The organism is Armatimonadota bacterium (assembly GCA_036504095.1).
Lineage (GTDB): Bacteria > Armatimonadota > DTGP01 > JAKQQT01 > JAKQQT01 > DASXUL01.
Window position 1 is genome coordinate 103,462 of the sequence record DASXVS010000024.1, and the last position, 19,265, is coordinate 122,726.

19 protein-coding genes are annotated in these 19,265 nt (G+C 62.4%); 7 read left to right on the forward strand and 12 right to left on the reverse strand.

Features of this window, described 5'->3' with window-relative positions:
• Positions 1-211: 211 nt before the first annotated feature.
• The gene (locus tag VGM51_04445; protein HEY3412294.1) at positions 212-1,168 is read left to right on the forward strand and encodes a ketose-bisphosphate aldolase; all 957 of its coding nucleotides are present in this window, start codon (positions 212-214) and stop codon (positions 1,166-1,168) included.
• A 120-nt stretch (positions 1,169-1,288) separates the two neighbouring features.
• The gene (locus VGM51_04450; protein HEY3412295.1) at positions 1,289-1,810 is read left to right on the forward strand and encodes a hypothetical protein; all 522 of its coding nucleotides are present in this window, start codon (positions 1,289-1,291) and stop codon (positions 1,808-1,810) included.
• A gap of 40 nt (positions 1,811-1,850) precedes the next feature.
• Here VGM51_04450 and VGM51_04455 read toward each other — a convergent pair whose 3' ends face one another.
• From VGM51_04455 to accC, 9 genes are all read right to left on the reverse strand, one after another.
• The gene (locus tag VGM51_04455; GenBank protein HEY3412296.1) at positions 1,851-3,080 is read right to left on the reverse strand and encodes an MFS transporter; all 1,230 of its coding nucleotides are present in this window, start codon (positions 3,078-3,080) and stop codon (positions 1,851-1,853) included.
• A gap of 105 nt (positions 3,081-3,185) precedes the next feature.
• Positions 3,186-5,315 carry a DUF4962 domain-containing protein gene (locus VGM51_04460; protein HEY3412297.1) on the reverse strand — a complete coding sequence of 710 codons (2,130 nt, stop codon included), beginning with the start codon at positions 5,313-5,315 and terminating at the stop codon, positions 3,186-3,188.
• Between the two features lie 77 nt (positions 5,316-5,392).
• The gene (locus tag VGM51_04465) at positions 5,393-5,770 is read right to left on the reverse strand and encodes a Rid family detoxifying hydrolase (protein ID HEY3412298.1); all 378 of its coding nucleotides are present in this window, start codon (positions 5,768-5,770) and stop codon (positions 5,393-5,395) included.
• A gap of 137 nt (positions 5,771-5,907) precedes the next feature.
• Positions 5,908-6,693, reverse strand: coding sequence for a GNAT family N-acetyltransferase (locus VGM51_04470; GenBank protein HEY3412299.1), 786 nt, complete (start codon positions 6,691-6,693; stop codon positions 5,908-5,910).
• Positions 6,694-6,703: 10 nt separating this feature from the next.
• Positions 6,704-7,555 carry a bifunctional methylenetetrahydrofolate dehydrogenase/methenyltetrahydrofolate cyclohydrolase FolD gene (gene folD, locus VGM51_04475; protein HEY3412300.1) on the reverse strand — a complete coding sequence of 284 codons (852 nt, stop codon included), beginning with the start codon at positions 7,553-7,555 and terminating at the stop codon, positions 6,704-6,706.
• A 23-nt stretch (positions 7,556-7,578) separates the two neighbouring features.
• Complete coding sequence (locus VGM51_04480) at positions 7,579-7,806, reverse strand: DUF2283 domain-containing protein (protein ID HEY3412301.1); 228 nt, start codon at positions 7,804-7,806, stop codon at positions 7,579-7,581.
• A complete protein-coding gene (locus VGM51_04485) occupies positions 7,797-7,991 on the reverse strand; it encodes a hypothetical protein (GenBank protein ID HEY3412302.1) in 195 nt (64 codons plus the stop codon). The genes VGM51_04480 and VGM51_04485 overlap by 10 nt, the downstream gene beginning before the upstream one ends.
• A 104-nt stretch (positions 7,992-8,095) precedes the next feature.
• Complete coding sequence (gene nusB, locus VGM51_04490) at positions 8,096-8,548, reverse strand: transcription antitermination factor NusB (GenBank protein ID HEY3412303.1); 453 nt, start codon at positions 8,546-8,548, stop codon at positions 8,096-8,098.
• On the reverse strand, positions 8,548-9,894 hold the full coding sequence (gene accC, locus VGM51_04495) for an acetyl-CoA carboxylase biotin carboxylase subunit (protein HEY3412304.1): 1,347 nt from the start codon (positions 9,892-9,894) through the stop codon (positions 8,548-8,550). Before accC ends, nusB begins: the two co-directional genes overlap by 1 nt.
• 298 nt (positions 9,895-10,192) lie before the next feature.
• Between accC and VGM51_04500 the strand changes: the two genes are divergently transcribed.
• Positions 10,193-11,485: a hypothetical protein gene (locus VGM51_04500; GenBank protein ID HEY3412305.1), complete on the forward strand. Its 1,293-nt coding sequence runs from the start codon at positions 10,193-10,195 to the stop codon at positions 11,483-11,485.
• 118 nt (positions 11,486-11,603) lie between these two features.
• On the opposite strand, the gene VGM51_04505 is transcribed toward VGM51_04500, so the two are convergent.
• Together VGM51_04505 and VGM51_04510 are read right to left on the reverse strand one after the other, a co-directional pair.
• Positions 11,604-11,957, reverse strand: coding sequence for a hypothetical protein (locus VGM51_04505; protein ID HEY3412306.1), 354 nt, complete (start codon positions 11,955-11,957; stop codon positions 11,604-11,606).
• A gap of 100 nt (positions 11,958-12,057) precedes the next feature.
• Positions 12,058-12,777, reverse strand: coding sequence for a hypothetical protein (locus VGM51_04510; GenBank protein HEY3412307.1), 720 nt, complete (start codon positions 12,775-12,777; stop codon positions 12,058-12,060).
• Between the two features lie 306 nt (positions 12,778-13,083).
• Here VGM51_04510 and lon point away from each other — a divergent pair, with 306 nt between their 5' ends.
• The 3 genes from lon to VGM51_04525 all read left to right on the forward strand — a co-directional run bounded on the left by lon (position 13,084) and on the right by VGM51_04525 (position 17,494).
• A complete protein-coding gene (lon, locus tag VGM51_04515; GenBank protein HEY3412308.1) occupies positions 13,084-15,651 on the forward strand; it encodes an endopeptidase La in 2,568 nt (855 codons plus the stop codon).
• A gap of 134 nt (positions 15,652-15,785) precedes the next feature.
• Positions 15,786-16,703, forward strand: coding sequence for an ABC transporter ATP-binding protein (locus VGM51_04520; GenBank protein HEY3412309.1), 918 nt, complete (start codon positions 15,786-15,788; stop codon positions 16,701-16,703).
• 2 nt (positions 16,704-16,705) lie between these two features.
• Positions 16,706-17,494, forward strand: a complete 789-nt coding sequence (locus VGM51_04525) for an ABC transporter permease subunit (protein HEY3412310.1) — start codon at positions 16,706-16,708, stop codon at positions 17,492-17,494.
• Here VGM51_04525 and VGM51_04530 read toward each other — a convergent pair.
• Positions 17,491-18,501 carry a hypothetical protein gene (locus VGM51_04530; GenBank protein ID HEY3412311.1) on the reverse strand — a complete coding sequence of 337 codons (1,011 nt, stop codon included), beginning with the start codon at positions 18,499-18,501 and terminating at the stop codon, positions 17,491-17,493. The genes VGM51_04525 and VGM51_04530 overlap by 4 nt on opposite strands.
• Between VGM51_04530 and rsmG the strand changes: the two genes are divergently transcribed.
• Positions 18,492-19,223: a 16S rRNA (guanine(527)-N(7))-methyltransferase RsmG gene (gene rsmG, locus VGM51_04535; protein ID HEY3412312.1), complete on the forward strand. Its 732-nt coding sequence runs from the start codon at positions 18,492-18,494 to the stop codon at positions 19,221-19,223. The two genes, VGM51_04530 and rsmG, sit on opposite strands and share 10 nt — an antisense overlap.
• Positions 19,224-19,265: the final 42 nt, after the last annotated feature.

Sequence of the window (19,265 nt, forward strand, 5' to 3'; positions counted from 1 at the left end):
ATGGCCTCAGGCAGGCGATTCGTCCGGCCGTCATGGTGACGCGAGCCGTCTCATTTGACGCCGGTTTTCATGGGTCCAAGCGTGCAGGCGCCGTCCGGGTTTACTTTGGCCCGCCGATTTCCTATAACATGGAGGTGCTGACACTGCTTTCCTGACGATTGAATAGTAACATGTTTTCCGGCAATCCTGGCCGGATTTAAGGAGTAGCACAATGATCGTTCCCACACGCGTGCTGTTCGAGCACGCCTACGGTAAGTACGCCCTTGGCGCGTACAACATCAACAACCTCGAGCAGACCATGGGCCTGTTTCGCGGCAACATGGATTCCAAGGCCCCGTTCATCATCCAGCTCAGCAAGGGCGCCCGTTCCTATACGGACAAGCGCATGCTGGAAGCGATGATCCGCGCCGCCGACGAGATCTGGCCGGACGCCCTCTTCGCCGTCCACCTTGACCACGGCGACGAGCAGGCCTGCTATGACTGCATCGACAGCGGCTTCTACAGCAGCGTGATGATCGACGGCAGCCATCTCCCGTTCGATGAGAACATCGCCGTCACGAAGCGCGTTGTAGACCGCGCCCACGCGAAGAACGTCAGCGTTGAGGCCGAACTGGGCCAGCTGGGCGGCGTGGAAGAGCACGTGTCGGTGGACGAAAAGAACGCTCACCTCACCGATCCGGACGAAGCCAAGACCTTCATCGACGCCACCGGCTGTGACAGCCTGGCCTGCGCCATCGGCACCAGCCACGGCGCATTCAAGTTCTCCGGCGGCCAGGGCATCCACTTCGAGATCGTGGAAGCCATCGCCAAGTTGAAGCCCCGCTTCCCGCTCGTGATGCACGGCTCCTCCAGCGTCCCGCAGGATGAAGTAGAGCGCATCAACGCCGCCGGCGGCGCGCTGAAGGGCGCCAAGGGCGTAGACGCCAACCAGTACCTCCCCGCCGCCAAGCGCGGCGTCACCAAGATCAACATCGATACCGACGGCCGCCTGGTGTGGTGCCGCGTTCACCGCGAGCATTTCCGGGACACGCCGAGCGACTTCGATCTTCGCCCCCCGGGCAAGATCTTCATGGGCGAGTACGCGAAGTTCATCGCCAGCCGCAACGTGCTGCTCGGCTCCGCCGGCCAGATCGACGCCGCCCGCGAGTTCATCAAAGCCAACTCGTAAGTGGAAACGATGAAGTATGAGCGATGAGCGATGAATCCCGGTTCGGGGATTCATCGCTCATCGGGTTTTGGGCGAACCATATCCGCGGAAGAGTGCGTCAAGTGGAGTTGGAGGCATACCATGCAGATGCGCTCGACGGTCACCATCTTCCTTTGCGGAGTACTCGGCGCGGTTGTTCTGGCGGCAACCGCCAATACCATCAACTCCCAGGTTAGCCCTGAGTACTTCCGCGTCGTGATGGGTTGGGAGAGTGTGACAAACCTGTCGCGAACCATCGTTGCCCAGGGCATCCTCGAAGCCCTCGTAGCCGGCACGTTACTGTCCCTCACGCTCACTTGCGGAATCGTCCTCACCATGCGTTCGGAGGCATCGATCCGCGCCGGATTGTCGTGCCTGGCACGCATTTTGGTCGGGGCGGCTGCTGGCTGGCTGGCCGGAGGCGCAATTGGAGTGCTGCTCTGTTCCCTGGGCCCTGATCTGTTCGCAAACGCGTTCTATGGAGCCGGAAAGCCACTATCGATATCGCGTTTCGCGTGGGTCGGGGGATCCATCTGGGGCATCTATCTCGGAGCGGTCGTTTCGATAGTATTGGTGCTAGTCGCGCTCAAATCGTCTCAGGAATCCGTGCCCCGGAAGAGATAGAACCGCTCGCTGCCGAAACCAACCTGGGCGGCTCGGGAATTCATCGCACCGCGTTCGTCGTTTCCGTTCGTCCGTCCGTGGCGATCAGGATGGTCAAGGCAAGATAGCACGCTGGGACGAGGTAGAAGGCCGATTGGAGGCCGCCGGTGTGGTTTCCGATGAAGCCCATCAGCCACGTAAAGAACCCGCAGCCCGGCACCCCCGCGCATGCGAGCAGGATCATCAGCATCGTGGTATCGGTGTCCGGCAGGCGGTCGGCGCTGTAGCTCTGGATGCTGGGCCAGTACGGCGCGCTGGCGATGCCGGCGGCAAACAGGACCACGAAGAACCAATTCATGTGCCCTATGACCGGCAGAAGCAGCGTTATCACTACGCCCGCCGCGCCGGAGCCGATGATGAGCGACCGCAGATGGTTCTGGTGGAGCAGCCAGCCGGAACCAATGCGCCCCGCCATCATCCCGGCCGCGAAGCAGGCCGTCCCGACCCCGCCGGCCCACGCGGCGGCGGCGAAATGGAGTTGAATGTAACTGGCGCACCAGAACGTGAGGCAGAACTCGCCGCCACCCGCAACGAACATGGCGGCGAAATAACGCCAGAACCGCGGTTCACGGACGATAGCGGACGCATGGCCCCACACGGCGGCGGCTGGAACGGAATCGGCAAACGCCATTTCCGCGCGGACACCCTTCCGCGGAATCACGAGCAGAAGGGCCGGCGCCAGCGACAACGCCGCCACCCCCGCCGTGATCACCCGCCACGACACCCCTACGCTCAGCAGCCAGCCGGCCGCCAGGACCGTGATGAAGACCCCCACCGACCAGAACGCATGCGACAAATTGACGTACCGGCCCGGCTCGCGCGCGTGCAATTGCTGTACAAACGGGGTCGCAAGCCCCTCGATAACGCCCTCACCCAGACCCGCCACCGAAAGGGCCAGCAGCAGCATCACGTAGTTCGGAGCGAATGCGCACAGCGCCATCCCGGCGCCCATTGCGAGAATGGACCAGCCCAGGGTACCGCGAATGCCCCATCGGGCCGCGGCGAAGCCGCACGCCAGCATCGCACAAACCAGTGCCGCGGTGCGGCCAATCTGCAGTGCGCCTCCCGCCGTGAGGCCTCCGGCTTCCAGCGAAAAGCCGAGTTCGCGGGCCAGCTCAACCAGTGACACCGGAATCACGACTGAACCGGCGGCGTAGATGGCGTAGGTCAGAAATGACGCGATGTCGTAGCGCCCGATCTGCAGGCGCCTATTTGAATCGGAGTCAACCACAAAGACACCAAGGCACAAAGTCGCAGATATTGATGTGTGCCCGAATGGATATGACTCCCAGATTCAGGGATTCCGAATTCGCTTTGTGCCTTTGTGCCTTTGCGGTCATCGGATTCCGTTCCATGTAAAGACCATACAGGGGTTCCATTCGCGGACGGCGCGCGCGGTCTTCATCTCAAGATGGTACTGGTCTGGGTAGTCGTCGAACGTGTCCAGCAGGGCGCTGCGGGTATTGCAAACATATTCGAAGGCGGTGGTGATCGTGGCGTCAATCGGCTGGTCGGTCTCCAGCCTGCCCAGGAGTTCGATCCTCTCGCCGCGGATGCACAGGGTCTTTTCGCCGGGATCCCACAGGATGGGGTAGACACTGTGCAGCAGGAGCGAGAGCCTGGCTGCGTGAGGCGTGACGATCTCGTCCTCGACGATCAGTTCCGCGCAGTCGCGCAAGGATGCGCGGCGGACAAATCGGTCCACCAAACCGCCGTAGACCAGCGGGTGCGAAGCATCGCTTTCCACCGCCACGTTCAGGCCGTCCACGTCGCAGCGCGAGATGTGCCCGTAGACGCCGCGCGTTTTACCCAACTGGCCGGCCCCATCCACCAACAAGACGTTGTGCGCCTGGCTCTGGCGGGAGTAACCGCTGTGGTGCGGGCTCTCGTAGCTATCGTAGTAGCCGGCGTCCCACAGCAGTTTTTCGCCGCCCACACAGAGGACGAAGCTGTTGACGTCCGCGTGGCAGTGGCCGCTGGCGCCCGGGTGCTTACCGCCGGATTTGAACGCGAACAGGACCTGATCGTCGGCGTGGAACGGGTCGCTGTTGACGACCACCCAACCCATGTCCTTGTAATGCGCCACGCGCGCCGGCACGGCGACCGCCGCCGCTTCCCGCGTGACGCCACCGCGGTCCGACCACGCGAGGGCGTGCGGCAGGTGACGTCTCTGGTCGATGGCTCCGCCCGCGATCGTGTCCACGTAGCGCCATTCCCCGGGATCGTGGTGGCGTGAGGCGAGGCGCATCGCGATGAGGCGATCGACGGCCAGCGGCGGGTGGTGTTTCACGTCGCCGAAAGGCACGTACGCGCCGGCCGGCGGGTGGGCGAGCATCTTGAACGAGGTCGTCTTGCGCAGCCATGGGTGCTCGTACAGGTTCACTCCGGTCGCGTCCAGCAGGGCATCCAGGAACTGGAACGTGAAGAACAGGCTGTACGACCAGTAGTCGATGCCCTCGTGCCAGCCGCCGTCCGGGTCGCCGAACGGGAAGAACGCGCCCGTGTGCAGTTGCGCGGCCAGAGCTACCCACTGCCGTGCGTCCGGTTCCTCTTCCCAGAGAGCCAGCCCACCCAGCCCCATTGCCTCCGCCACGAACCAGGCGTGGTTGTTGGCGGGGGAGCCCATGAGGCCGCAACTGAGTTCCTTCATGTGGAATGGGTTGAGGAATTCGTAGATGTCTCGACAGCGGGCGGCGATGGAAGCGCGGATGGCGGAGCGGAGATCGGCGGGAAGGGCTTCGCCGAAGGTATCGTACGCCACGGTGAACGCGTGGAGGAACGCGTGTGTGCTGTGATCGTTCTCCCAAAGGCCGGTGGGACCGAGCGGATCCCACTGCGCCGCGTGGGATAACATGCGGATCGCGGGCGCAAGGTACTTGTCATCACCGGTCAGGCGCCATGCCACTGTGGCGGCGAAAATGGCATCCTCCAGCGCGATGCAGACGGAATTGTTCTTCTTCCAGTAGTCGAAGCTCCAGACGCCGTTCGGGTAGCTTTCCGGTTCCGGCGGGCCCTGGAGCAGTTCCTCACTGATGTCGTCAGCGACGGCGAGCAGGCGATCGCGCCATTCACCGCGCTCACCTTCGGCCGCTAGAATCGAACGGACGTCGGCGTCCTGCAGGAACAAGCGGCTGCCGGGCGCCCGGTGCAGGTTGTTCAGGTCGGCCGATGTGCCGGTGGCGGGCGGTTCCAGTTGCGTCTGACGCTCGTCCGTGGCGATCAGCGCGCCGTCGGAGCCGATTGCCTCGACGGTAATACTGAACAGCCCCGCCTCCAGCGGCACGGGCGGAGTGAGGAAGTTGTACGGTGTCTCCCAGGTCTGTGGTTCGCCGCGGCCGGCGAAAGTGACGCGATACCGGGCGGCGCCTTCGGCAGGGAACCAGTTGACGAACGGCGGGTTGGCGGGAGCTTGCGTGGCGGGCAGCAGGATGCCGAACGGCTTAGGCGTGTTGAAGGGCTTTCTCATGGGAATTCAGGGTTCAGTGTTCGGGATTCAGGAGACGACCTTTGCGAAGGCGCCTCCTGTCTCCTGATTCCTGCCTTCTATCGTACCGCGATGGCCTCGATCTCGATCTGGCAGCCGAACGGCAGGGCCGCGACGGCCACGGCCGTGCGGGCGGGCGGTTCCGTGCCGAACGTTTCAGCGTAAATGCCGTTCACGGTTCCGTACGTGGAAATGTCCGTCACGTAGACAGTGGTCTTGACCACATTCACCGGACTCAGGCCGGCCGCGGCGAGAACGCCGCACAGGTTGGACAGCGCCTGCCTCGCCTGTTCCTCGATGCCCCCCGGTACGATCTGCTTCGTGGCGGGATCCAGCGGCACCTGGCCGGAGATGAAAACGAAGCCGTTTGCCTCAACGGCAGGCGAGTACGGCGCGCCGGCCGCCTTGATAGGTCCCTCGAATATCCGCTTGTTCATGATTGTTTCCTTTCACTCTTACCGTTCTCTACGCGGGCACGTCATCCTGAGCGAAGCGAAGAGCCTCGACGTAACGTTGAGATCCTTCGCTTCGCTCAGGATGACGTGCTTGGGCCTCAGCCCACAGCCCTCTCCCCTCAGCCCTCTCGCACCCACACTTGGCGGGCGTCTTCCATTACCGTTTGGTAACCCGCGGTCTGGCACAAGCCTGTCGCGGGTCCGTTGTGATCGTTGAAGAGGTAGGTTACGCTCGCGCCATCCTTGCGGCTCTGGCGCGTGAGATAATTCACCAGCGCCAGGCCGACCCCCTTGAGCCTGTACTCCGGTGAAACCACCACGGGGCCCACCTGCGCCATTTCGTCTCTGACGAATACAGGGCACACACCCGCCGCCGTCCCGTTGAAGAGGCCGAACCAGAATGAGAAGCCTTGCGTGCGGAACTGGAGCGTCAACATGATGCGCGCCTGCTCGCCGGCCGGTTCCGGCATTTCGAGCGTGGCGATGCGGAGATATTCGTTCAGTGTGGCGTTCGTGGCCATCGTCATGTAGACCTCCGCCGCGGTGTAAATATGGCGCGCATCCGGATTCCAAAGCATCAGGTCGGACCGGGAAGGTACGGGCTTGAATCCCGACGCACTCAGCTTCGCGGCGATGCCATCCGGGGCATCCGGATCGAGCACAACGGCGGGCTGGCGTTTGCGTTTTTCGAAGAAGGTTATCAGGCGCTGAAGGGCCTCGTCACTGCCTGATCGAATGAGCGCCGCGTGGTTGAACTCGCGGAGGTCGGGCGCACGACCGTCCGCGACCAAGGTGGCGCCGTCCAACTCCTCGACCACGTCCGCCACTGATGCGCTCAGAGCAAGGTCATGCCGGGCTATCCGGTCAAGTAATTCACGCCCAACCGGCATGCCTTCATCGTTCATCGTTCCGCGCTCATCGTTCTTTGGACGCCGCCTTGAGCGTGTTCATGAGCAGTGTGGCGATGGTCATGGGCCCCACGCCGCCGGGAACAGGAGTGATCCAGGAGGCCACCTCAGCGGCGCTGGCCGTGTTCACATCTCCCACATCGCCCTGGCGCCCCGGAGGCCGGCTATAACCTGCATCCACCACAACCGCGCCCGGCTTCACATAGGTCCTGTCGAGCATTTCCGGCTGGTTCAGCGCGGCGACCAGGATATCGGCCTCGCGACATATTCCGGGGAGGTCGTCGGTCTTGCTGTGGCAGATCGTGACGGTGGCGTTGGCGTGCATCAGGAGGATCGCCATCGGCTTGCCGACGATGTTGCTGCGACCAACGACCACGGCGCGCTTGCCCGCGATCGGAATGTCGTAACGACGCAGAAGCTCCATCATTCCGCCCGCCGTGGCGCTCACAAAGGTGTCACGGCCCAGGAGCAGGCGGCCAAAGGACGCGGCGGTGACGCCGTCCACATCTTTGTCCGGCGAAATCAAGTCGATCACGGACTGTGTATCGATGCCCTTCGGCAGCGGCAACTGCACCAGGATGCCGTGGACCTCTGCCTTCGCGTTCAGAGATTGGATGAGGGTGACGACCTCCTCGGTGGACGCCGTGTCCGGCAGACGGTGCAGCCAGGACACGATGCCGGCCTTTTCGCACGCTTTCTGCTTCGCCGAAACGTAGACCTCACTGGCGGGATTGTTGCCAACCAATACGGCCGCCAGGCCGGGTTGAACGCCCCGGGCCCGCAGTTCCTCAACCGCGGCCTTTACCTCGCGGCGAACCTGCTTTGCTGTTTCCTTACCATCCAGTATCTGTGCGGGCACTGTGTTCTTTCCTTGAAGATGGGCTATCTCGTGGAGGCGTGAAGGACGGTGTAGCCGATCACCTGGTCACCTTCGTATCGAACGATAATGTCATCGTCCGTAAGCTCGATGTCCGTCGCGTGGCTGGGCTTGTTGAAGTTGATGTACATCACGTCCGCCTCAGCGTCATAGGACGACCACAGATACCCCTCTGGCGCGCCGCGCACTGCAGTCACCATGCTGAGATAGTCTTGTGGGCTGGTTACGGCCATAGCTGCTTCCTCTTGTCTAGATATCCGGTGCGCCTGGTGAGAAAGGCTGTGATCACGAAGCCGTCCTCGCCGGTCTCACGATAAACTATCACGATCCATTTCCCCGGCTCCACTTCGCGGACGGCAAGTCTCTCGCCTTCTGTCCCGGCAAGCACACGCATCGGTTCGGAAACCGCTTCCAGCACATCCAATCGCCTTCCGGCAAGTTCAGCCTATTCCTCGGTTATGTGAGTCCATCGCTCATCGGTCAGGCGAAAAAGAACGCCGCTCACTGAAGGCACCGTGGCGGTCACTTCTTCGCCTCCGCGCCTTCCGTCCTTACGTATGAACCCAGGATGCCGTTCACGAATTTCCCGCTTTCCTCGGTGCTGTACTCCTTGGCAAGGTCCACGGCCTCGTTGATGGCCACGCCGTGCGGCACATCGCCCGAGTGCAGCAGTTCCTGCAACGCTATGTGCAAGAGAATGTGGTCAACCGTCGGCATCCGGTCCGGGTCCCAGTCGCGGGCATAGCGCTGCAGTGTTTGATCGTAGGACTCTCCATTGGCGACCACTCCCAGCACCAACGCCCGGGCGTACTCCGACACGGCCTCCCACGCCAGCGCGTCGTCTCTGCCCGCGATTGGAGGCTGATTCGCGTCCAGCGCGCCATCCAGCGCCGTATCGGCGTCCATCCCGCCAATCGCGATCTGGTAGAGCGTCTTGAGCGCAATCTCCCGAGCCAGTCTGCGTGTAACGGCCATCAGACTCCCATTCGCTTTTGCAGGAAGGCCGTACTCACCTCGCCGCGGCGGAAATACGGATTCGCGAAAATGCGACGCTGGAAGGCAACATTGGTGATCAGCGGTTCGACCTCGAACTCATCGAGGCAGCGCACCATGCGGTTCACAGCCTCCTCGCGGTTGGCGCCCCACACGATGAGTTTCGCGAGCATGCTGTCGTAGTAGGACGGCACTTCATAACCGGCGTACAGGTGGGTGTCCACGCGGGTTCCATATCCGCCCGGAAGGATCAGCCGGTCCACCTTCCCGGCATTGGGAGCGAAGTTACGGTCCGGATCCTCCGCTGTTATGCGCGCCTCAATGGCGTGGCCATTGATCCTGATGTCTTTCTGACCGAATGTTAACTCCTGGCCCGCCGCGATCAGTATCTGCTGCCGGATCAGGTCAACGCCGGTAACCATCTCCGTTACCGGCACCTCGACCTGGATGCGCGTATTCATCTCCAGGAAGTAGAAATGGCCGGTGCTGTCGAGCAGGAATTCGACGGTCCCGGCGTTCGTGTAGTTGACGGCGCGCGCGGCCTTGATGGCGGCTTCACCCATCTTGTGGCGCAGATGGTCGTCCACCGCGATGCTGGGCGCCTCCTCCACCATCTTCTGATAGCGCATGGTCTGCACGCTGCAATCGCGTTCGCCCAGGTGGACCACGTTCCCGTGCTCATCCGCCAGTATCTGAAACTCGATGTGGCGCGGCTCCTCGATGTACTTCTCGATGATGACGCCCGCGTCGCCGAACGCGGCCAGGGCTTCCGTCTGGCACGCCTTCAGGTTGGTGAGGAGGTCCTCTTCCGTCTGGCAGATGCGGATCCCCTTGCCGCCGCCGCCCGCGACGGCCTTGATCATCACGGGATACGCGATCGATCGCGCAACGTTGAGCGCGTCCATCTCGGACGAGATCGGGCTCGGGCTGCCTGGCACGACCGGCACGCCGGCCTTCTGCATCAATTCGCGCGCCTTGTGTTTGTCGCCCATCCCGTCGATGGCGGCCGGAGTGGGCCCTATGAACTTGATCCGGCTTTGCTCGCACGCTTCCGCAAACGTGGTGTTCTCCGCGAGGAAGCCATAGCCCGGATGGATGGCGTCGGCGCCGCTGATGAACGCGGCGCTCAGGATATTGGCGACGTTCAGGTATGACTCACGCCCGGCGGGCGGGCCTACGCAGATCGCTTCGTCCGCCGCGCGAACGTGCAGACTGTGAACGTCGGCCTGTGAGTACACCGCAACGGATGGTATTCGCAGCTCGCGGCAAGCGCGGATGATGCGCAGGGCTATCTCGCCCCGGTTGGCAATCAGTACTTTTTTAAACATGTGTGAGCAGGAGACAGGAGGCAGGAGACAGGAGACCGCGAGCGGAGCATCGTGCTTCTGACCAGAGACTGCGCGAATTGGAACGCCGTCATTATAGCAGACGCGTGCGCTTGTGTGCTGGCGCGCCGACAATAGCGCTCTGCAACTGAAGTCACGGCTGGCAATGCACGAAATCGGCCGCGAAGGCGGGCTATGTGGACGCTTGGCCGCGAATTCACTCATCGGAGCGGAGCGCCTGTATGCTGGCAGCAGACGCGAGGTATACTGACCTCATAGACCGTTCCACTGGAGGCACGAGATGACGAAACGCACCCTCTTGGTTATCGGCGCATCGGCTCTGGCGGCGCCGTCGTGGGCCTGCCTCAACGATCGGGACACCACCACCCTCGCCGACGTGGCGGGCAAGTTCCCAAACGCCGTCCAGGTGATCACCGGAAGGTTCCCCCGCAACCCCCCGCTCTATTACGAAATGCGCATCCAGCGCATCACAGGGAAACTAAAGCGTAACCCCAACCTGCTGCCCGAGTACGACGACATCGCGGTCGCGTGCGACCGTATCGGCCGCGACGACGAGGCCATCGCCTGGATGGAGGGGAAGCGCGAGCGGATGCTGGCCCTCGGCAAATCCGGCGACGCGCCAGACTCCGGCGATACTCCGTGGTACCGCTATTACGCCAACAACGGCACGTTCTGGGTGCACCGTTACATGCATAGCGCCGGTAAGCGCCCGCTAAGCGACGTTGAGAACGCACGAAGCCTCATCCAGAAGGCGATTGAGGTGTATCCCGGCGCCCACTACGGCCGCGAGCGCTTCCAGGTCTACGCAATGGACTGGATGCTGAACGAAGGCACCCGCGAGCGCTCTAACGGTTACACTCAGGAACAACCGCTGGGTGAGTACATGGTGGAGCGCGGCTTCTCCGAAACGGAAAGGCCCTCCGGCACGAATCGGATCGCGGCCACCGTCGATGGCATCGCCGGCATCATCGTGCTGGGCGCGGGCTGGGAAAGCGTTGACATGTTTGATGCTCTCTCTTTTGCCTTCAGATATCATCACGTGCGCGGTGCGCCGATTGGACAGCTTGCGACGATGCGTGTTAGTGAGTTACTTCGCGCCGGCAAGCGGTCCGCCTGGCCAGGGCATCCGCTGCTTCACTTCACCGTCGTACCGCCGGCGCCCGCCGCGACGAGTACATATTGGTCGGTCGAGTCCAACTACGTCCGCCTGCGCAAGGAGGCCGAGGAGTGGCAGGCGAAGCGTACGGCCTACATGGTGGTGCGTCTTCAGGCCGGCCGCCACCCCGACACCGACCCCGCGTTCTGGGCCGAGTACAAGGATGCCCCAGCGCCGCCCATCTACAACGCTCCGTGGTACGTGCGCGCCTGGTGGGGACTCGAAAACCTCGGTTTCTTCGCCTGGCTGATTGGTGCCACGGTCCTCCCGACCGCGCTCTTCATCAGGAGTCGGTGGATCGCTTCCCGCACTGGCAGGCCAAGCACATTCTCTTGGGGCACGTTATTCGCCCTGCTGGCGTTCGTGTGGTTGGTCGCCCTGATCCTCTTCCCGGTGTTCGCGAAGGCCAGGGTGTAAGGTGATGGCGCCGGCCCGAGCGTTATGCCATCCGCTGTCCGCAACCCACCAAAAACGGCACCGGGGCAGCGTGAACATGGCGCGCTGCCCCGATAGTGAGATTCAGTTCAAAGCGGCGCTACTTGCGCTTGGTGTAGCCGTCGATGCGCCACGCCTGCATAGCTTCGTGAGACTTGGTCCGAACGGTCCACACCCGCACTCGCTCGCCATTGGAAAGGTCGTGAATGGAAACCTTGCGTCCGTCCTCCGTGATGGTTGCCTTCATCGGCACTTCCAGGACAGGATTCTCGCCATTGGCGAAGCGGACGCGAATGTTACGGTTAGTAGCTGTGGGCTTGCGGACGATGACTCCCCAGCGCCCCGCGGGGCCGGTGCCGTGCTTGACGGTGTGCGCGGGCGTTCTCGCCAGCGTCGGGGCCACCGATATGCTGATCACCGTTGCAATGGCCATTATGGCCGATTTGAAGCTCATTCAGTTCCTCCTTGTGGATATTCAACCGGGCGTACCGAGATTGCCGCCCGTCACATCCTGTAACTTACCCTCGCTCGCCCGTAAGCAAACGTCTCCCGCATCACCGAACGGTCACAGAGGCCGCGAATATGTCGTCGCCGTCCCTGCGGCCTTCCACGATCACGTAATCGCCGTTTTCCAGATCGCGCAGGACGATAAGCCCCCGGGACGTGCGTATCTCCGCGCGGTTAACGCGAACGATCACGCGGCGTCCGTCAACATCGATGCGGAGGATGCTCCCACGGGAGTCGATACTGTTCACGCGGCCGCGGACGGTGACCTGCCGGCCGGCAGGCGCGCGATCGAGGCGGCCGGCACCTTCGAGTACGTCTATTCGCAACCCCGTGAGGTCACCTTCGATGGAGTACCGTTCCAGGCGGATGCGGACCAACTCGTCGCGGCGTAATTCGTGAACCGAAATCGGGCGGCCGTATCGCCTCACGGCGACGTTGCGCGGCGCATACACACTTCGTTCCTCACCGTTGTCGAGGAGCACCTTGAGCGTACGCCCAAATGCGCCGGTGCTTTCGGTGATGCGCCCGGACACGAGCCGTGTGCCGCGGTCATACAGCGGGGCATTGTCGTCGCCCTGACGGTACGTTGGGACACGGGTGTAGCCGTACGGATCGTCGTCGTATGATCGCGAAGGCGACCGGTAGGCGGGCTCGCGAGGGGGGCGAGCGCCGTCGGTCTCCGACCGATAGTCCTGCGCGATGGCGCCGCCAGCCGAGACCAGCCCGACTAACGCAGCGATAGCAACGCGCAAAGGGCCTGGCTTCATCTCGCGCCTCCCGGGAGAATCACCCTGGCGGCCTCGTGTCCGGCCTCCCTGAGTTTGTTCATCTTGCTCACCTCCACCGGTCCAGGGACGCCCAAGTCCTGCGGCAAACCCCTTCCTGCATGCTATCATGCGTTTCCAGGTGCGATGGCGACCACATAGCGGATCCAGCGGGCATCCGCGCTCGATATGGCCGCTCGCAAGGAACCGTTTCCGAAGAAGCACGGTTTTGCTTTGGAAGGCGGCGCTTTCACAAGATACGCGTGTAAGACAATATCACAAACTTGACAGGCACGGACGGCAGGAACAATGGACGAGGTAATCGAACAAACACTAGGCGGGACGGAAGAGAACGAATCCATGGAGTTGCCGGAGATACTGAACCTCCTGCCCCTTCGGGACACCGTGCTGTTCCCCGCCGCCGTATTGCCCCTGAACGTGGCCCGCGAGTCGTCGGTGAAGATGATCGATGATACGGTGACGGCCGGGGGGCGCATCATCGCGACCTGCACGATGAAAGACTCCAGCATCGACAAGCCCGGTGCGGACGACATCTACACCATCGGCACCGCGGTGGTCATCCGCATGATGCTCAAGATGCCGGATGGCGTGCGCTTGATGGTTCAGGGTTTGGGCCGCTTCCGCATCGTCGAAGTCCTTCAGACCGACCCGTACATACGTGTGCGGATTGAGCCCCTGTCGGACCAGACCGAAGTTACCGAAGAGCAGGCGGAGCACCTGGAAGCCCTTCGCCGGGCCGTCGGAGACGTATTCAAGCGCGTGGTTGAACTTGCGCCCGGGCTGCCCGACGAATTGGCCGGGATCTCCGATGCGGTGACGGAACCGGCCGTGCTCGCGGACATGATCGCCGCCCACCTGCCCATCGGCACCGAGGAAAAACAGGGACTGCTGGAAACGCTGCCCGTCCGGGAACGCATGGAGCGCCTGCTTTCAATCCTGAACCGTGAATCCCAGGTGCTGGAACTGAGCAGCAAGATCCAGGGTGAGGTCCGCGAGGAACTGAACAAGACCCAGCGCGATTACTTCCTGCGCGAGCAGATGAAAGCGATCCAGCGCGAATTGGGCGACGCGGACGACCGCACCGAGGAGATCGAAGAACTCCGCCAGAAAATCGAAGCCAGCGGCATGACAGAAGAGGCGCACAAGGAAGCCGACAGGGAACTCGATCGGCTCCAGCGCATGCCGCCGCAGGCCGCGGAATACACGGTCAGCCGCACGTATCTGGATTGGCTCACATCGCTTCCGTGGCAGTCGGCAACCATTGACAACCTTGATATCCCGCATGTGAAGGAAGTTTTGGATACGGACCACTTCGGACTGGACAAGGTGAAGGACCGTCTGCTGGAGTTCCTCAGCGTACGCAAGTTCAAGCCTGAAGGCCACGTTCGACAGCCGATCTTGTGCTTCGTTGGACCTCCCGGCGTGGGCAAGACCAGCCTCGCCAAATCCATCGCGCGGGCGCTTGGCCGCAAATTCGTGCGCTTCAGCCTCGGCGGCATGCGGGACGAAGCGGAAATCCGCGGCCACCGGCGGACCTATGTTGGCGCCCTGCCCGGCCAGATCATTCAGGGTATCCGCCGCGCCGAAAGCAACAACGCGGTGATGGTTCTGGACGAAGTGGACAAACTCGGCAGCGACTTCAGAGGCGACCCGACCTCCGCCCTCCTGGAGGTGTTGGATCCGGAGCAGAACAACACATTCCGCGACCATTACCTGGACGTTTCGTTCGATCTGAGCAAGGTGCTATTCATCACAACGGCGAATATGCTCGACCCGATTCCGGGCCCGCTCCGCGACCGCATGGAGATCATCGAGATCGCCGGGTACACCGAGGAGGAAAAGGTCCAGATCGCCATCCGGCACCTCATTCCCAAGCAGATGTACGAACACGGCCTGAAGTCGGCGGGAGGGGTCGTCACCGAGGAGTATATTCCCGAGGGAGAGAGGGACACTCCGAAGGACGTTCCCATCGATAAGGAGGTCGCTCCGAACGAGGCCGAGGAGCCGTCCACGCCCCAGGCTCCGCCCGAGGCGCCGCAAGGCCATATCGCCTGGACCGAGGAAGGCATCCGGGACATACTGCGGGGATACACTCGGGAAGCCGGCGTCCGCAATCTGGAGCGCCAGGTAGCCGCGGTGTGCCGCAAATGCACCCGCCAGTTCGCCGAAGGCCGCACGGAACCGGTGACAGTGGACGTTGCCGCCGTGGAATCCTACCTTGGCGCACCCCGCTTCGAAGATGAAGACCTTAGGGATCGCACCCTGATTCCGGGAGTCGTCACGGGCCTCGCCTGGACCCCGGTCGGCGGCGACGTCCTTTTCGTCGAAGCCATCGCTATGCCGGGGGAACGCGGCCTCACCCTCACGGGCCAGCTGGGCGACGTGATGAAAGAGTCAGCGCAGGCCGCGCTTTCGTGGGTTCGGGCACACAGCCGTGAACTCGGTATCGCCGACGACTTCTTCACCAAACACGAACTTCACGTTCACGTTCCGCAAGGCGCGGTGCCCAAGGACGGACCGTCCGCCGGCGTGACCATGGCGACCGCCATCACGAGCCTCGCGACCGGCAGGCCGACAATACCGCTTCTCGCGATGACCGGCGAGATCAGTCTCAGCGGCCGAGTGCTGCCGATAGGCGGCCTGAAGGAGAAGGCTCTGGCCGCTCACAGGGCCGGCGTCCGAACGTTGATCGTCCCGGAACGAAACCGAAAGGACTTTGAAGAAGACGTGCCCGAAGACGTGCGCGCGGAACTCACTGTCCATTACGTGAAGGAACTCAAGGAAGTGCTGGACCTGGCTCTGCAGCCCGCCAAGCCAGGAACAACCCCGCCGAACGACGAACCGATTGCTGTATAGCTTTTATCACAGAGCCTTAACTACGTTCGCCGAGAAGTAATGCTTTGGCGCGAAATATTGGACAACCTAATTTCGGGCGCTAAGTGACGCAATGACCAGATGCCACGGCGGATACGTACAAGATCAGACCCCACATGCAGCCAGCCATCGAGATAACAGGCCTGCGGAAGACGTACCGCAGCCGATTCCCGCGCCGCAACGTACACGCGCTTGACGATGTCACACTCGCGGTGGCGCCCGGTGAAGTGTTTGGCTATCTGGGATCCAACGGCGCGGGCAAGACCACCACAGTCAGGATTCTGCTAGGACTGGCCCGCCCGTCCGGCGGATCCGCTCGATTGATGGGACGCCTTCCCGGCGGTCCGAATCGGTCGCGCGTTGGATACCTCCCGGAGTCGCCGTACTTCTATGACTTTCTCACGCCGGTAGAACTGCTCACCTTTTACTGCCGGGTCTTCGGCATTTCCGGCGTGAATCGCCGGCACAGGATCGCCGAGGTACTCGACTTGGTCGGCATTGCGGATCGCCGGGACAGCCCGCTCCGCGCCTTCTCCAAGGGGATGACGCAGCGGGTGGGGTTGGCTCAAGCTTTGCTGAACGACCCGGATGTACTGTTCCTCGACGAGCCGACTTCAGGCCTCGACCCAATGGGGCGCCGGGACATTCGCGACATCATCCTCGCGCTGAAATCCAGGGGGAAGACGGTCTTCCTGAACTCCCACCTTTTGAGCGAGGTGGAACAGATCTGCGACCGCGTCGCCATCCTGAAGGCCGGACGCTTGATGAGCATCGGCACGGTGAATGAACTGATCAGCCGCGGCGGCGTTGAGATCTGCGTTCGCGCCTCCGCCGAGAACCTGCCAGGCAGCGCCTCCTCTCTCGCGGTTGGAGAGCCGACTGATGGGGTCCTTCGCCTCGTTGTGGAGCGCGAATCGGATACGCCGGCTGTCTTGCGCGCGCTGATGGATGCCGGAATCGAGATCATATCGATGAACCCCCGGCGCGAAACCCTCGAGGATGTGTTCATCCGCATCGAAACGGAGCGAACCTGACGATGCTGAGGCGAATTCTGGCCATTGCGGGGCTGACGCTGAAGGAATCGGCGCGAAAGCGCGTGTCAGCCGGAATGATCTTCTGCTCCGTCCTGATGACGCTTGCGTTAGGCCTGGTGGCGCGATCGATGCAGGCGAATGAAGGCAGCGATATCGGCCTCGCCGCGGCTGTATTCACGCTGCTGCGCGTGGTCGCCGGATTCACCTGGGTCCTGGCGATCTTCATCTCCGTGACCGCCATTCCACCGGAATTCGAGCGGCGGACGACCTACACCCTGTTCGCAAAGCCGGTAGAGCGGTACGAATTCGTGTTCGGCAAATTCCTGGGGTGCTTCCTCCTGCTAGCCGGCAACCTGGCTGTGATTGCGGCAATCGTGTGGTTGATGCTCGGCCGCGAGGACCCCAAGCTCACAATGGACATGCTCCGGAATCTGGGCGCATTCTGTGTGAGTTACACGGCGCTGATCGCGCTGGCGATCTCCTTCACCCTGGTGGCGCCGATGCCGATCGCCGCATTACTGTCACTGGGCGTCTATTTTTTGGCTTCCGTGTACGGTTACGGGCAGCAGGTCGCCGAGACCGCGCGCCTGCACCCCTTCTGGCGAGCACTCGGCGCGCTGGTCTTCCATCTCGGCCGCTACGCAACCCCACGCGTGAACTGGCTAAACACCGACCGGCCATTTTACCAGATCACCGGCCACACCCAGCCCGAAGCCATTCTGTATGTGCTTGCCTATTCGATGGCAGTGCTCATTCTCGGCGCCGTCGTCTTCTCGCGGCGGGAACTCTAGCGCCCGTTCAGGCGGAACACGCTGTCGGGCATGCCGGAGTTGACCTTTGTATTCGTGTACGTCCACTGCGTTGAGCCGCCGTCCGGCGCCTGCGCGGACATCTTCGCGGGGTACAACACATTTCCCTTCCAACCGATCCAGACATCCAGAGCGCCTCGACGATCCGTCGGAAACGAGGCCGGCCGAGGCTTCGCCTCGGGAGCGCGGGCGCCCGTCGCCTTCTCAATGATATGTTGAACCTTGTGGTGAGACCGTACGCGGTCAATCTCATGGTCGGTGATTGTTATGTGCGTGGGCGCCCACCCGGCAGGCGTGCGCACCGGATCGCGAAATTCGCCGGTTGTCGCCAGCCGGTTCGCGGTATCAAAGGATTCGCTGTGCACTGGGCAGAGCCGCGTCGTATCGACGTACATATCGGTATACGCCAGGTTGGTGAGGGGATTGAGGACCTCGGGTTTGAACAATCTCATTCGAATTTTGTAAACACCGACACCGTTTCGAACCGATTTGCCCAGCATCTCGAACCGGTAACGCTTTGGATCGAACAACAGCCCCAGCATCGCGAACTTGGTATCCATTCGGGCCGGCTCGCGTCCTGTGAGACGCCGGAAATCCGTTGTGACGTACCGATCGGAGACCGGGTCGTAGGCGGCGAATTCGGCTCCTCTCTGCAAGAATATCCAACGGTTGAAGAGCGGGAAAGTGCTGTTGAGTACCTGGAATTTGACCTTGTCCGGCATCTTCAGATAGAGATGGGCCGTCATCGACACCTGGCGGCCGCGCCGCTGATCGCCGGAACCCCTCGGCGGTGACACAATGATTTCGGCGATGGCCTCCATATCCTTAAATCCGCCCCCGAGCCCCTGCATGGCGCCTTTGACGCGGTTCAACACGGCGCCATCCGCGGCGGGTGCGCTGAATGCACGCAGCGGGGCCAGAGACAGGAGGAGGACGGCCAAAGCGCAAACGGCCCGGGCGCCGATGATAGAATTCACAGATGAACGCACAACTGCCATCCTTTGACAATGCCCTCATCGAGGGCGCATCCCAGTTCGGTTTCTCGCTGGACGAATCCCAAGTGACCGACCTGACCCTTCTGGTCGATCAACTCCTGGACTGGAACCAGCGTATGAATCTGACCGCGGTGCGCGACCCGCACGACATCGCCATCAAACACATCATAGATTCCATGACGTGCCTACGCGTGGTACCGTTCCCGGAAGGCGCATCCGTACTCGATGTCGGAACCGGCGCGGGGTTTCCAGGGCTCGTGCTCAGCGCTCTCAGGCGCGACCTGCGCCTGACCCTGCTTGACAGCACCAATAAGAAGCTTGCGTTCGTCGAACACGTAGCCCGCCTTCTGAGCCTCGCGCACGCCAAAGTCGCCTTCGGCCGTGCCGAGGAGGCCGGTCGCTTGCCCGAGCACCGAGAACACTACGACATAGTTGTAGCCCGCGCCGTTGCGCCTATGCGGATCCTGGCCGAGCTCTGCCTCCCATTCACACGCCCGGGCGGCCATTTCCTCGCCATGAAGGGCCCCAACCTCCGTGACGAAATGAACAATGCAGAACACACGATATCCGTGCTCGGCGGCCAAATACTGGAGCCCATCCTCTTCCAACTACCCTTCGGCGGCGGCGACCGCGCCATCGTGCCCATCTTCAAGGCGAAGCCCACACCGTCCGCCTACCCGCGCTTGTACCGGGACATTCGCCGCCAACCGGTATGACATTGTATCATGTGCTTAGCCCTTTCGACCCGCCACTTCCCT

What these genes read in the sequence shown, in the direction of transcription:
- VGM51_04445 (HEY3412294.1), top strand. Translation starts at nt 212, where the DNA reads ATGATCGTTCCCACACGCGTGCTGTTCGAGCACGCCTACGGTAAGTAC.
- VGM51_04450 (HEY3412295.1), top strand. Translation starts at nt 1,289, where the DNA reads ATGCAGATGCGCTCGACGGTCACCATCTTCCTTTGCGGAGTACTCGGC.
- VGM51_04460 (HEY3412297.1), bottom strand. Translation starts at nt 5,315, where the DNA reads ATGAGAAAGCCCTTCAACACGCCTAAGCCGTTCGGCATCCTGCTGCCC.
- VGM51_04465 (HEY3412298.1), bottom strand. Translation starts at nt 5,770, where the DNA reads ATGAACAAGCGGATATTCGAGGGACCTATCAAGGCGGCCGGCGCGCCG.
- VGM51_04470 (HEY3412299.1), bottom strand. Translation starts at nt 6,693, where the DNA reads ATGAACGATGAAGGCATGCCGGTTGGGCGTGAATTACTTGACCGGATA.
- VGM51_04480 (HEY3412301.1), bottom strand. Translation starts at nt 7,806, where the DNA reads ATGGCCGTAACCAGCCCACAAGACTATCTCAGCATGGTGACTGCAGTG.
- nusB (HEY3412303.1), bottom strand. Translation starts at nt 8,548, where the DNA reads ATGGCCGTTACACGCAGACTGGCTCGGGAGATTGCGCTCAAGACGCTC.
- accC (HEY3412304.1), bottom strand. Translation starts at nt 9,894, where the DNA reads ATGTTTAAAAAAGTACTGATTGCCAACCGGGGCGAGATAGCCCTGCGC.
- VGM51_04500 (HEY3412305.1), top strand. Translation starts at nt 10,193, where the DNA reads ATGACGAAACGCACCCTCTTGGTTATCGGCGCATCGGCTCTGGCGGCG.
- VGM51_04505 (HEY3412306.1), bottom strand. Translation starts at nt 11,957, where the DNA reads ATGAGCTTCAAATCGGCCATAATGGCCATTGCAACGGTGATCAGCATA.
- VGM51_04510 (HEY3412307.1), bottom strand. Translation starts at nt 12,777, where the DNA reads ATGAAGCCAGGCCCTTTGCGCGTTGCTATCGCTGCGTTAGTCGGGCTG.
- lon (HEY3412308.1), top strand. Translation starts at nt 13,084, where the DNA reads ATGGACGAGGTAATCGAACAAACACTAGGCGGGACGGAAGAGAACGAA.
- VGM51_04520 (HEY3412309.1), top strand. Translation starts at nt 15,786, where the DNA reads ATGCAGCCAGCCATCGAGATAACAGGCCTGCGGAAGACGTACCGCAGC.
- VGM51_04525 (HEY3412310.1), top strand. Translation starts at nt 16,706, where the DNA reads ATGCTGAGGCGAATTCTGGCCATTGCGGGGCTGACGCTGAAGGAATCG.
- rsmG (HEY3412312.1), top strand. Translation starts at nt 18,492, where the DNA reads ATGAACGCACAACTGCCATCCTTTGACAATGCCCTCATCGAGGGCGCA.